At 68.9% G+C, this 12,470-nt stretch carries 12 protein-coding genes and 1 pseudogene; 10 read left to right on the forward strand and 3 right to left on the reverse strand.

Going from position 1 to position 12,470, the window contains the following annotated elements:
* Nucleotides 1-9 precede the first annotated feature (9 nt).
* Nucleotides 10-531, reverse strand: a complete 522-nt coding sequence (locus tag Pph01_RS28845; protein WP_204076293.1) for a cupin domain-containing protein — start codon at nucleotides 529-531, stop codon at nucleotides 10-12.
* 236 nt (nucleotides 532-767) lie between these two features.
* Here Pph01_RS28845 and Pph01_RS28850 point away from each other — a divergent pair, with 236 nt between their 5' ends.
* From Pph01_RS28850 to Pph01_RS43740, 5 genes and pseudogenes are all read left to right on the forward strand, one after another.
* Complete coding sequence (locus Pph01_RS28850) at nucleotides 768-1,166, forward strand: winged helix-turn-helix transcriptional regulator (RefSeq protein ID WP_204076294.1); 399 nt, start codon at nucleotides 768-770, stop codon at nucleotides 1,164-1,166.
* Nucleotides 1,167-1,352: 186 nt separating this feature from the next.
* On the forward strand, nucleotides 1,353-2,504 hold the full coding sequence (locus Pph01_RS28855) for an epoxide hydrolase family protein (protein WP_204076295.1): 1,152 nt from the start codon (nucleotides 1,353-1,355) through the stop codon (nucleotides 2,502-2,504).
* Between the two features lie 135 nt (nucleotides 2,505-2,639).
* Complete coding sequence (locus Pph01_RS28860; RefSeq protein WP_204076296.1) at nucleotides 2,640-3,746, forward strand: sensor histidine kinase; 1,107 nt, start codon at nucleotides 2,640-2,642, stop codon at nucleotides 3,744-3,746.
* A gap of 4 nt (nucleotides 3,747-3,750) precedes the next feature.
* Nucleotides 3,751-4,437 (forward strand): response regulator, encoded by a 687-nt coding sequence (locus tag Pph01_RS28865; RefSeq protein WP_239117090.1) that lies wholly within the window; start codon nucleotides 3,751-3,753, stop codon nucleotides 4,435-4,437.
* Nucleotides 4,438-4,512: 75 nt separating this feature from the next.
* Nucleotides 4,513-5,640, forward strand: a pseudogene (locus tag Pph01_RS43740) (hypothetical protein); the annotation flags it as partial.
* A gap of 29 nt (nucleotides 5,641-5,669) precedes the next feature.
* Here the strand turns inward: Pph01_RS43740 and Pph01_RS28870 are convergent.
* Nucleotides 5,670-6,926 carry an MFS transporter gene (locus tag Pph01_RS28870; protein ID WP_204076298.1) on the reverse strand — a complete coding sequence of 419 codons (1,257 nt, stop codon included), beginning with the start codon at nucleotides 6,924-6,926 and terminating at the stop codon, nucleotides 5,670-5,672.
* Between the two features lie 72 nt (nucleotides 6,927-6,998).
* Between Pph01_RS28870 and Pph01_RS28875 the strand changes: the two genes are divergently transcribed.
* Both Pph01_RS28875 and Pph01_RS28880 read left to right on the forward strand, forming a co-directional pair.
* Complete coding sequence (locus Pph01_RS28875; protein WP_204076299.1) at nucleotides 6,999-7,811, forward strand: AraC family transcriptional regulator; 813 nt, start codon at nucleotides 6,999-7,001, stop codon at nucleotides 7,809-7,811.
* Nucleotides 7,812-7,930: 119 nt separating this feature from the next.
* Nucleotides 7,931-8,512, forward strand: coding sequence for a dihydrofolate reductase family protein (locus Pph01_RS28880; RefSeq protein WP_204076300.1), 582 nt, complete (start codon nucleotides 7,931-7,933; stop codon nucleotides 8,510-8,512).
* Between the two features lie 182 nt (nucleotides 8,513-8,694).
* Here Pph01_RS28880 and Pph01_RS28885 read toward each other — a convergent pair whose 3' ends face one another.
* Nucleotides 8,695-9,858, reverse strand: a complete 1,164-nt coding sequence (locus Pph01_RS28885) for an acyl-CoA dehydrogenase family protein (protein ID WP_204076301.1) — start codon at nucleotides 9,856-9,858, stop codon at nucleotides 8,695-8,697.
* A 194-nt stretch (nucleotides 9,859-10,052) separates the two neighbouring features.
* Between Pph01_RS28885 and Pph01_RS28890 the strand changes: the two genes are divergently transcribed.
* The 3 genes from Pph01_RS28890 to Pph01_RS28895 all read left to right on the forward strand — a co-directional run.
* Nucleotides 10,053-11,405: a UDP-glucose dehydrogenase family protein gene (locus tag Pph01_RS28890; RefSeq protein ID WP_239117091.1), complete on the forward strand. Its 1,353-nt coding sequence runs from the start codon at nucleotides 10,053-10,055 to the stop codon at nucleotides 11,403-11,405.
* Nucleotides 11,406-11,464: 59 nt separating this feature from the next.
* Nucleotides 11,465-11,596 (forward strand): hypothetical protein, encoded by a 132-nt coding sequence (locus Pph01_RS43435; protein WP_275412879.1) that lies wholly within the window; start codon nucleotides 11,465-11,467, stop codon nucleotides 11,594-11,596.
* A gap of 628 nt (nucleotides 11,597-12,224) precedes the next feature.
* Nucleotides 12,225-12,470 (forward strand): hypothetical protein (locus Pph01_RS28895; protein WP_204076303.1); only part of this gene is annotated, 246 nt, incomplete at its 3' end.

A 12,470-nucleotide genomic window follows, 5' to 3' on the forward strand; every position in this document is an offset into this window, starting at 1 on the left:
ACTACGGCGTCACTGGGGAAGGTCGGGGAGGATGTCGGTGTTGGTCCGCGCTCCCATCGTCATCATGCGCTCGATCTGCTCCTCGGTCGGCGGCCCGGGCAGCTCGCCGGGCACGGCCTTGGGGAAGAGGTCGATGAACCCCTCGTCCGGTCCGCCGGGGGTGAACAGGAAGATCATCTTTACGGCGTGCAGCCCGTTGTTCTTGAAACGATGGCGGGTCCCCCGGGGCACGTGGATGAAGTCCCCGGCGCGCGCGGTGAACGTGTCGCCGCCGTCGAGGAACTCGAGTTCCCCGGACATCAGGAAGAACGTCTCGTCGTGGTCGTTGTGGACATGCGCCTCCGGCCCGCCGCCCGGGGGCACCGACGCGTCGATGAAGCCGAAACGCCCGCCGGTCTGCGAGGCCGTGGCCTTGATCGTGTAAACGTCGCCGGCGGCCCAGATGGTGGGGCCCTCACCGGCGGGCACGTAGAGCGCGCCGCGCTTGGTGTATCTCGGGTCCTCGCCGGGCGTCTGGAGGGGAAGGCTCATCATGCACTCCTGGTCTTCATCACGTCACCTGATGTAGTCGCCTCGGACCGCGGTTGTCCGGCATGCGGTGATGCGTCGACGTGAGGGAAATACGCGCAAGTCCGGACGGACTGCGCGCGTCGACGACTTTGATGACGACTTGATACGGTCCGAGAACCAGGAATCAGGTTGTCGGCACGTCCACCCACCGGCAAGAAGGCAGTTGGATGTGCCCTGGTACCCCGGAGGGAACCGGCATGGCCGATGCGTTAGAGGGCGCGGCGCAGCCGACGGCGGAGGAGCTGGAGGAGCTGGACCCCTGCGACCTCGTCCGGAGCATCCTGGGCCGTGTGGGAGACAAATGGACGGGCGTCGTGATGGACGAGCTCGCGGCGGAACCGCGGCGCTTCAACGAGTTGCGGCGCCTGCTCAGCCCCATCACCCAGCGGATGCTGACCGCGACCCTGCGCGCCCTGGAGGGGGACGGGCTGGTGACGCGAACGGTGCACCCCACCGTCCCGCCTCAGGTCGAATACGCGCTCACGGACGCCGGCCGGGCGTTGCACGCCATCATCAGGAACGTCGCGACCTGGGTTGACACCTATCTCGGCACCGTCCACGCGGCCAGGTCGGCGCGCAAGGACTCCGCGAGCTGAGCGACGCCCGCGCCGATCACGACCCCACCTCCCGCTACTCGCGGTGGAAGCGGGCGTGTATCGTGGCTCGCCGTCAGCCATGAAGGGGGGTGAGTCCGGTGAACACCCATGTCACGTCTGGGCGCTCCACCCGACCACCTACCAGCTGACCTCGCGTCGGGGAGCGCCCTCCTAACCGGAGGAACAATGACCTTCTCCCCCTTCCGCATCGACGTATCCGACGAGGTACTCGACGACCTGCGGGCCCGGCTGGCCCGTACCCGCTTCACCGCCCGCAGTGGCGATCAGCCCTGGCAGGCCGGCACCGACCCCGGCTACCTGCGGGATCTGGTGTCCTACTGGATCGACGGGTTCGACTGGCGCGCCCGGGAAGCCGAGCTCAACGCGCTGCCGCATCACCAGGCCCGGATCGACGGCCGGATCGTGCATTTCCTTCGCGTGCCCGGGGTGCGCCCGGCGGACGCGCCCGCATCACTGCCGCTGATCCTGAGCCACGGCTGGCCGAGCAGTTTCGTGGAGATGCTGCCGCTGGTCGATCGCCTGACCGACCCCGCACGGTACGGAGGCGATCCGGCCGACGCGTTCGACGTGGTGGTGCCCTCACTGCCGGGCTTTCTGTATTCGGAACTGCCCGAGGGTCCGCTGACGCGCGCCGCGATGGCGAAGACGCTGCATCTGCTGATGACCGACGTCCTCGGCCACCGGCGCTACGGCGCCTTCGGCGGCGACATCGGCGGCGTGGTCACCGGCTGGCTGGGCGCCCTGTACCCCGAGCAGGTGGCAGGCATCCACATGATCCACCCGCCGTTCCCCGCCACCTTCGACTCCCGCCCGCTCTCGCCCGCGGAGCAGGCGTATCTCGACGTCGAGGCGGCGTATGACGAGACCGATGGCGGCTACAGCGCCATCATGGGCACCCGGCCGGACACCGTCGCCGCGGCGCTCAACGACTCCCCGGCCGGACTGGCCGCCTGGCTCATCGACAAGTACCGGGACTGGAGCGACAACCACGGGGATCTGGAGAGCCGTTTCGACCGCGACACCCTGCTCACGATGATCACCCTGTACTGGGCGAGCGGCACGATCGGCTCATCGTTCCGGCAGTACTTCGACTTCGACCGCAACAGCCCGCGGCCGGACATCACCGTGCCCGCCGCGTTCACTCTGAGCACCGAGCCCTCGCATGCCGGCTTCCCCCGCGAGATCGCCGAACGTGCCTGCACCGACATCCGGCACTGGAGTGAGCCGGGCAGGGGCGGACACTTCATGCCGCTGGAGGAACCGGACCTGCTCGCCGACGAAATGCGGCAGTTCTTCACGTCGCTTCGCCCGTACTGATCGGGAGGGGAGGCCGGTCCACGCCCGGGCCGGCCTCCCTGCCCGTCATCATGGGCAGGGCCTGTCCTGGGATGACAGGGACGATCACTCTGAAGAGTGAGGACGGCGGGGCCGACGAATCCGAATAATGGACGGATGTTCGCGGCGGGCCGGCTCGGCAGGGCGGTAGACGGGGCGCTTGCGGTGTGCGTGGTCGTCGCCACGGTCGGCCCGCTCGTCCTGCCCGATCCCAAACCGTGGTGGATCATCGGTCTGGGGCTGCTGGCATCGGTGCCGGTGTGGTGGCGCAGGCGGGCGCCGATGGTGGTGGCGGTGGTGGTCGGCGCGGCCATGTCCGTGATGGTGATGTGGGAGAAGCCGTTCCTGCCCTTCGGGCCGCTGCTGGCCGTCTACACGATCGCCGACCTGAGCCCCACGTGGAAGAGGCTCGCGTCGATTCCGGCGATCGTGGTGGCCGTGGGAATCTCGCTGGTGTTGCCGGGAGAGAACGACGAGACGTTCCGGCTGATGGGGACCGCGTTCGCGGCCGCCTACGCGCTGGGCACCAGTGCCAGGGCGAGCCGCTCGCGAGCCGCCGAACTGGCCGAGCGGGCGCGGCGGCGAGAGCAGGAGCACATCGCGGCGGCGGCCGAGGAGCGCACCCGGATCGCGCGCGACGTGCATGACATCGTCACCCATTCCGTCGGGCTGATGGTGGTCCAGGCCGAGGCCGGGCCGGTCGTGGTGCGCAGCGACCCGGACAAGGCCGAGGAGGTCTTCGACGCCATCGCCGGCACGGGAAGGAGCGCGCTGACCGAGCTTCGGGGGGTGCTGGCCGCACTGCGGACCCCGGGCGAAGGTGGTGACCGCGCGTGGGGCCATGCCGGCGAGTCGCTGTTTCAGCCCCGCCTGGCCAACCTCCCCGCACTGCTCGAACGCAGCGGACTCGATGTGGTGAGCACGACCGTCGGCACTCCGCGTCCGGTCGCGGAAAGCGTCGAGGCCGCCGTCTACCGCATCGTTCAGGAGGCGCTCACCAACGTGCGCAGGCACGCCGGCACGCGTGCCGTACGCCTCACCGTGACCTGGCGGGAGAGCCTGGCGGTGGAGGTCGCCGACGACGGACGGGGGCCGGGCGGCGAGGGCGGCGGGTATGGGCTGGCCGGGATGCGGGAACGGGCGGCGGCATGCGGCGGCACGTTCACGGCCGGCGTGGGACGGGACGGCGGATTCAGGGTGCACGCCGAATTTCCGCTTGAATAGCCGCGTGTTGCGAGTGCTCATCGCCGACGACCAGGACCTCTTCCGCGCGGGATTCGGGCTGATCCTGAGCGCGCAGCCGGACATGGAGGTGGTCGGCGAGGCGGCCGACGGTGAGGAGGCGATCGCCGAGGCCAGGCGGCTCCGGCCGGACGTCGTCCTCATGGACGTGCGCATGCCGGGCACGAACGGCATCGAGGCGACCCGGGAGATCTGCGCGACCACGGCCGCCAAGGTGCTCGTGCTCACCATGTTCGACCTCGACGAGTACGTCTACGACGCGGTCCGGGCGGGAGCGAGCGGCTTCCTGCTGAAGGACATCCGGCGCGACGAGCTCGCCCACGCCGTGCGCACCGTCGCCTCGGGTGAGGCCCTGCTCGCCCCGGCGGCGACCAGGCGACTGCTCGAGGACCTGGTGCGCAGGCCCGCCCACGGCGTCGCCCCTCGGTTGGCGGCCAGGCTGGACGCACTGACCGACCGCGAGCGCGAGACGCTGAACCTGGTCGCGCGCGGCCTGTCGAACGCGGAGATCGCCGCCACGCTGGTGGTCACCGAGCACACGGTCAAGACCCACGTCAGCCGCATGCTCACCAAGCTGGACCTGCGGGACCGGGTCCAGGCCGTGGTGCTGGCCTACGAGTCCGGGCTGGTGGTCGCCGGTGAGAGTGACAATGGAGATCGCACCCGAGACTGACGCGCCGGCGAGGCGGGGAAAAGCACGATCCTCGGCATGGAACGCATCCTCCTCACCCTCGCCTCCGCCGTACTGATGCACTTCGGCACCGGTCTCCACCCCGTCTGGTGGCTCACCTGGCTCGCACCGCTGCCCGTCCTGGTCCTGGCCCGCCGGGCGGGCAGGGGTACGGCCTTCGCCGCCGGGACACTTGTCTGGCTCGGCAGCCAGACGCAGATGTGGCCGTACTTCACCCGGACCCTCGAGATGCCGCCCGCGCTCGCCGCCGCTCTCATCGTCGGCCCCGCGTTCTGCTACGGCCTGGGCGTGCTGCTCTTCCGCACCCTGCTCGTGCGAGGCAGGCCGCTCCTGGCGGCGGCAGCCGTACCGGCCGTATGGGTCACCACCGAGTACGTCATGAACCTCGCCGGACCGCACGGGGCCTGGTGGAGTCTGGCGTACACCCAGGCCGACTTCCTGCCCGTGCTGCAGACCGCCTCGGTCACCGGGGTCTGGGGCATCACCTTCCTCCTGCTGTTCGTGCCCGCCTCGATCGCGGTTCTGCGGCCACGCGCGGCGGTGGTCTCGGGCGTGCTGGTCGCGCTCACGCTCGGCCATGGGTTCGTACGGCTCGCGACGCCCGCCGACACCGGAGGACGGAAGGTCGCGCTGGTCGCGACGGACAACTCCGAGGATCTCGTCCGCCGGTACGGCGAGGCCGTCGACGCCGCGGTGGCCCGAGGTGCGGAGATCGTGGTGCTGCCCGAGAAGGTTTTCAAGACCGCCGACCTGCCGTTCGCCCGCCCGGGCGTGGAAGTGGTCGCGGGAGTCGCCATGGAGACCAACAGCGCGGTGAGCTACCCCTCCGGCGTGCGCTACGACAAGCACCACATGATCCCCGGGGTGGAGCGCAAGTTCCGGCCCGGCACCGGCTTGGCCTTCCTCGACGGCAATCGGCTCGGCCTCATCATCTGCAAGGACCTCGACTTCCCCGGCCTGGTCAGGGAGTACGGCAAGGCCGGCGTCGCCGCGCTGCTCGCGCCCGCCTGGGACTTCGACGAGGACGCGTGGCTGCACAGCCGCATGGCGGTGGTCCGCGGCGTGGAGAACGGCCTGTCGGTGGCCCGCGCCGCACGCCAGGGGTGGCTGACGGTCAGCGACGACCGCGGCCGAATCGTGGCCGAGCGCTACAGCGACAAGAGGGGCATGACCACGGTCACGGCCACCCTGCCGCGGGAGGGCTCGGCCACGCTCTACACCGCCCTGGGCGACTGGGCCGCGTGGGCCTCGGCCGGGTTGCTGCTGCTCGCACTCGGTGCGCTGGTCCGTCCGGCGACCGGGAAGACGCCGATGAGCAGGCCGGCCAGAGCGGCGACCACTCCGGTGCCCACCACCGCCGGCCATGCGCCGCCCGCCCAGGCCAGTGAGCCGAGCAGCGACCCGAGCGCGATGCCCAGGAAGCGCAGAGTGAAGTAGAGGGTGTTCAGGCGGTTGTGCGCGGCGGGATCGAGCGTGAACAGGACCGTCTGGCAGACGGCCTGACTGCCCCAGACGCCCACATCGAGGACGAGCACGCCCGCGGTCAGCCACCAGAGGCCGGTGGCACCCGGCAGCAGGATCAGCCACCCCACGATGACCAGGCCGATGAGCGCCGCCAGGGCCGTCCGCCGCCCGAGGCGGTCGGCCATCCTCCCGGCGTAGGGCGAGGCGAGGGCGCTGGCCGCGGCCACCAACCCGAACAGCCCGATCCTCGTCGAGCCGAAGTGGTACTGCCGCTCCAGCAGGAACGTCAACGTCGTCCAGAACGCGCCGAACGCGATCCCGACCAGCGCCCCCGAGATGGTGATCCGCCGGATCAGCGGCTGGGAGACGAACAGCTTCGGGAGCGACGCCAGCGCGGCGCGGTAAGAAATGGCCACGGCGGTCGGAACGTACGGCAGAGCTCGCCGCAGAACGACCACGAGCACAAGGGTGAGCGCGCAGGAACAGCCGTACACCGCACGCCACCCGGCCAACTCGGCGAACGCCCCGGAGTATGCCCGGGAGGTGAGCACGCCGACCAACAGGCCGCCTTGTACAACGCCGACGATCCGCCCTCGGGTCCGTCCCCTGTCCTCTCTTCGAACCAGTGCGACGGCGAAGGGCGCGACCAACTGCGGGACCGGAGACAGCAGGCCGAGGGCGAAGCTTGACACGATCAGCCACCACACCGAAGGAGACAGGGCGCAGGCGGCGAGCGCGAATGCGGACGCTGTGCAGAGGCCGAGGATCAGCCTGCGCCGGTCGTGTCCGTCGCCTGCCGGAACGAGCAGGAGGATCCCTGCCGCATAGCCCAACTGCGTCGCGGTGGGAACGGCCCCGAGGGTGTCGGGGCCGGCTCCCAGCGAGGTGGCCACGGCTCCCAGCAGGGGCTGGTTGAGGTAGACATTGGCCGCCGTGACGGCGCTGGTGGCGGCAAGCAGCACGGTCAGCCGCCCATCAGCGGCCGGAGCGGGGTGGGGTTCGATCACATGGGTCGACGCTAGGCCGACCTCCTACTGGCATACTTTCGTGGCCACGCCATCATCCATCGAGATTGCGCCATGTACGGCAAGAGCGAGAACCGCGACGACTATCAGCACGTTCCGAGGCCGCTTGCGGCGATGGCACGTGATCTTCCCGACGGCCATCACATCCCCGCTCACCACCATCGGCGCGCTCAGCTGATCTACGGCACGACGGGGGCCATCACCGTCGTGACCGACCACGGCGTCTGGGTCGTTCCCGCCACCCGGGGAGTCTGGGTCCCCGCCGGACTCACCCACGCGATGACCTGCGCGGGGCCGGTCGCCATGCGCACCCTCTACATCGAGCCTCAGTCAGCCTGGCGCTTGCCCGAGATCCCCACCGTCGTCTCGGTCTCCCCGCTGCTGCGCGAGCTCATCGACGAAGCGACCCGGCTCCCCGCGGAGTACGAGCGTGAAGGCCGCGAGGGCAAGGTCGTCGAACTGCTGCTCCTCGAGCTCGCGCCGCTCCCTGTCCCGGCGCTGCACCTCCCGGCTCCCGCCGACGCCCAGCTCGACGAGCTCTGCGCGGCGATCCAGCAGGAGCCCGGCGACCGGTGGGCGACCGCGGACGCAGCGGCCTACGCGCACATGAGTCCGCGCAGCCTGCAGCGCAGATTCACCGCCGCGACCGGTATGAGCCTCGCCCGCTGGGTGCAGCAGGCCAGGCTCATACGTGCGGTCACTCTGCTCGCCAAGGGCACACCGGTCACCGTCATCGCCACCGGTCTCGGCTACGCCACTCCCAGCGCCTTCACCGCGATGTTCAACCGCACACTCGGCACGACCCCCTCGGCCTACTTCGCCGACCGAGAACCCGGCCCGAGTGCCGGAAGGTTCACGGCCGCCTGATCGACCGGTGGTGCAGCCGTCCCTCCCGACTTGGTCTGAACGATCTGAACTAATCGTTGCCGTGCGCGTGACGCCACCGCAGGATAGGGATCTCCACCTGACGACGGATAGGACATCGAATGCGTTTGCTGATCTACACCGCCTTCGTCTCGCTGGACGGGGTCGTCGACTCTCCCGGCGGCGGACTCCCCTCCGAGACCCACCGCAGCGGCGGCTGGACCTACAAGGACATCGAGTTCCTGCCTGAGGCGTACGAGATCAAGGGTCGGGAGATCGAGGAGTCCACCGCACTGATGTTCGGCCGGACCAGCTACGAGGCCTTCGCGCCGCTATGGCCGGACATGGAGGACTTCGCCGCCCTCAAGGAACTGCCGAAGTACGTCGTCTCGACCACCCTCGGCGAGGACGCCCTCGTCGACAACTGGGGGGACATCACGATTCTTCGTTCCCTCGAGGACGTCGCGAAGGTCAAGGAGACCGACGGCGGCCCCATCGTCATCCACGGCAGCGCCACCCTCGCTCGCAACCTCTCCGACGCCGGTCTGATCGACCGCTACCACCTGCTGGTGTTCCCGGTGCTGCTCGGAGCCGGCAAGCGGATGTTCAGCGACACCGACAAGGAGAAGCAGATGCTGAAGGTGGTCGAGTCCGAGACGTACGCCAACGGCATCACCAAGCTGGTCTATGACGTCGCCCGCTGAGATGGCCACCATGTCTCGCCCATCGATGAGGGAAGGGCTGCTCGCAGCGCACGAATGACCGCCGTGCAGCGTGAAAAAGGGCGCCCGCCCGGTCCGCGGGCCGGGCGGGCGCCCAGACATGACGAACCCCGCCACCCGCACGAGGAGAAGCGGGGTTTTCGCATATCAGCGGCCTACTTGAGCTACTTGAGGAGCTGGCGGGCCATGACCATGCGCTGGATCTGGTTGGTGCCCTCGTAGATCTGGGTGATCTTCGCGTCGCGCATCATGCGCTCAACGGGGAAATCGCGCGTGTAACCGTACCCGCCGAGCAGCTGGACGGCGTCGGTGGTGATCTCCATGGCGGCGTCGGACGCGGCGGTCTTGGCCGCGCTCGAGAAGAATGTCAGATCCTTGACGGGCGTGCCGTGGATGGCGAGCTCCGACTTCGCGGCCGCGGCGTAAGTGAGCTGACGGGCGGCCTCGAGCTTCACCGCCATGTCCGCGATCATGAACTGCAGACCCTGGAACTCGGCGATCGCCTTGCCGAACTGCTTGCGCTCCTTCACATAGCCGATGGCGAAGTCGAGCGCGCCCTGCGCGATGCCGAGGGCCTGCGCGGCGATCGTGATCCGCGTGTGGTCGAGCGTGGCCAACGCGGTCTTGAAGCCGGTGCCGGGCTCACCGACCATCCGCGACTCGGGGATGCGGACGTTCTCGAGGATCACCTGGCGGGTCGGCGACCCCTTGATGCCGAGCTTCTTCTCCTTGGGACCGAAACCGACCCCCTCGTCGCTCTTCTCGACGACGAAGGCGGAGATCCCGCGGGCGCCCGCCGACGGGTCGGTCACCGCCATGACCGTGTAGTACTCCGAGACACCCGCGTTGGTGATCCACATCTTCGTGCCGTTGAGCACGTAGTGGTCGCCGTCCTTGACCGCGCGGGTCTTCATGGAGGCCGCGTCCGACCCGGCCTCGGCCTCGCTCAACGCGTAGGAGAACATCGCGTCGCCGCTCGCGACGGGCGTCAGATAGCGCCGCTTGACCTCTTCGGACGCCGACAGCAGCAGCGGGACCGTCCCCAGCTTGTTGACCGCCGGGATGAGCGAGGACGACGCGCACGCGCGGGCGACCTCCTCGATCACGATGACCGTGGCGAGCGCGTCGGCGCCGGCTCCGCCGTACTCCTCGGGGATGTGCACGGCGTGCAGGTCCGCCGCGACGAGGTCCTTGTAGACCTCCCACGGGAACTCCTCGTTCTCGTCCGCCGCGGCGGCACGGGGAGCGATCTTTTCATCGGCGATGGCCCGGACCGTCTCGCGGAGCATCTCGTGCTCCTCAGCGGGCGCGTACAGAGGGAAGCTCATAGCGCGATACTAGGTCGGCCGATCAGATAGTTACCAACCAGTACGGCTCTGCGCGGCATGCCGCCCCCGACGCGCGCCGGGCCGGCGCACCCTCGGCGGGGGGTGGCAGCGCCTTGATCCTCGGCACCCCCTACGGTTGGGGCCAGAAACAGTTTGCCTGCCCGATACCTGGGGCAGTTGACGGCCCCAGTACTATGCCAGATCACAAAGAGTGGGTAAGAGGGGAGCATGCCGTGCCTTACCGCCTCACCGTGCTCGGCACCGGATATTTGGGTGCCACACATGCGGCATGCATGGCCGAACTCGGCTTTGAGGTTCTCGGCCTGGACGTCGACCAGAGCAAGATCGACATGCTCGAGCGCGGCGAACTCCCGATCCATGAGCCCGGCCTAGAGGATCTCCTGCGGCGCAACCTGGAGGCGGGACGCCTTCGGTTCACGACCTCCTACGAGGAGGCGGCCGCCTTCGGCGACGTCCATTTCATCTGTGTGGGCACCCCGCAGAAGAAGGGCGAGTACGCCGCGGACGTCTCCTACCTCGACGCCGTCGTGGAATCCCTCGCCCCCTACCTCGACCGCGAGTGCCTCGTCGTCGGCAAGTCGACCGTCCCCGTCGGCACCGCCGAGCGCCTCGCCGAGAAGCTCGTACGGCTGGCACCCGCCGGCGCCCAGGCCGAGATGGCCTGGAATCCGGAGTTCCTCCGCGAGGGCTTCGCCGTGAAGGACACCCTGCACCCGGATCGGATCGTGCTGGGGGTCGCCTCCGAGCGGGCCGAGAAGGTGCTGCGGGACGTTTACGCCCCGCTGGGCGAGGTTCCGATCGTGGTGACGGACTTCCCCACCGCCGAGCTGGTCAAGTCGGCCGCCAACGCCTTCCTCGCCACCAAGATCTCCTTCATCAACGCCATGGCCGAGGTGTGCGAGGTCGCCCACGCGGACGTCAAGCAGTTGTCGCTCGCGCTGTCGTTCGACGACCGCATCGGCGGCAGGTTCCTCAACCCCGGGCTCGGCTTCGGCGGCGGCTGCCTACCCAAGGACATCCGGGCGTTCATGGCCCGCGCGGGCGAACTCGGGGCCGACCAGGCGCTGACGTTCCTGCGCGAGGTCGACGCCATCAACATGCGGCGTCGCGCCAGGATGGTGGACCTCGCGCGCGGGCTGGTCGGAGGCTCGTTCACCGGCTGCACGGTCGGCGTGCTCGGTGCGGCCTTCAAGCCCAACTCCGACGACATCCGTGACTCGCCCGCACTGGACGTCGCCGTCACCATCGGCCAGGAAGGCGGCGCGGTCACCATCTACGACCCGGTCGCCCTGGACAACGCGCGGCGCGCTCATCCGCACCTCGGATACGCCGACTCGGCTCTCGAGGCGGCCCGTGGAGCCGACGTCATGCTGCTGCTCACCGAATGGCAGGAGTTCGTCGACCTCGACCCCGACAAGCTCGGGGCCGTCGTCTCCGCGCGGAACATCGTCGACGGCCGCAACGCCCTCGACGCCGAGACCTGGCGCTCCGCCGGTTGGCACTACCGCGCCCTCGGCCGCCCCTGACCGTCTCCCTGCTTGGGGCCTCGTGACGTCGGCGGCTTGCTCGACGTCACGGTGTCCTGATGTGTCCGGTTTTGTGCGACCGTTTTTCGCGTGACCGGTTCCAGTACGGCCTGTTCCAGTACGGCCTGTTCCAGTACGACCTGTTCTGGTACGGCCCGTCCAGGTGCGCCATTTCTTACACGACCGTTTGAGGCGCGGCCGTTCTTGTGCGGCCATTTGGGGTGCGGCCGTTTCTGCGGCAGTTTCGGGCGCGCCGGACGGCGCAGACTTCGGGCGGCCCGGCACAGTCGGCCGGGGACAGTTGATGCCCCGCCGCCGCCCCGATGACTTCGGCTTGGATTGACGACCTTCCCGCCGTTTTGCCACGCGCTTCGGATCGAAGAAGGACTACGGCCAGCCCGGGCCCCGCGAGCACCGAATCGCAACTCCAACCTGCGGCGACCCCTCACCCGAGATGCGGCGTTCGTCTTCCTCGAGCTCTGACACACCCTGCCGATCAGGCCTCGATACAGGCTCCCGACCAGGCCCGGAGGTGACCTCCCGGCCAGGCCCGGGTGGACTCCTGGCCAGACCTCGTGCGGCTCCCTGGCCCCTGACATTGCCCGCCCACTGCAGGCCTGACGCGTTCCGTGCGTCGCACGTCTCATTCACTCGCAGGACGCACACCCACTATCGCAATTCCGACATTTATTGCTGATACGAAAAACGCCCATAGGGCTCGTATTAAATATCGAATTTCTCCGAATCAGGCGTTGCTCACTCTCTGTAGTTGTGAGATTATTCAAACAGATTTTCTAATCTACTTATGGAGGTGAACCCGTGAGCGAGCTATTCGAGATCGTTGATCCGGTGGGGCGGGCGCCGGGTGCGGGTGGCGATTGGGTGTCTGGGGTGGGGCGTTCGTCGGGGTGGTGGTCGGATGGTTCGGCTGCTCGTGATTTCGATCCCGCCGATGCACCGCCTGGCGATCACGGCAATGACGGGCGTGCCGGTCGTCCGTCGTGGGTGTTGGTGGCGGGGGTGGTCGACGCAGTCGGTGAGCTGGCTGTGGGTGAGGTGCCGGAG

Source organism: Planotetraspora phitsanulokensis (assembly GCF_016863295.1).
Classification (GTDB): Bacteria; Actinomycetota; Actinomycetes; order Streptosporangiales; family Streptosporangiaceae; genus Planotetraspora; species Planotetraspora phitsanulokensis.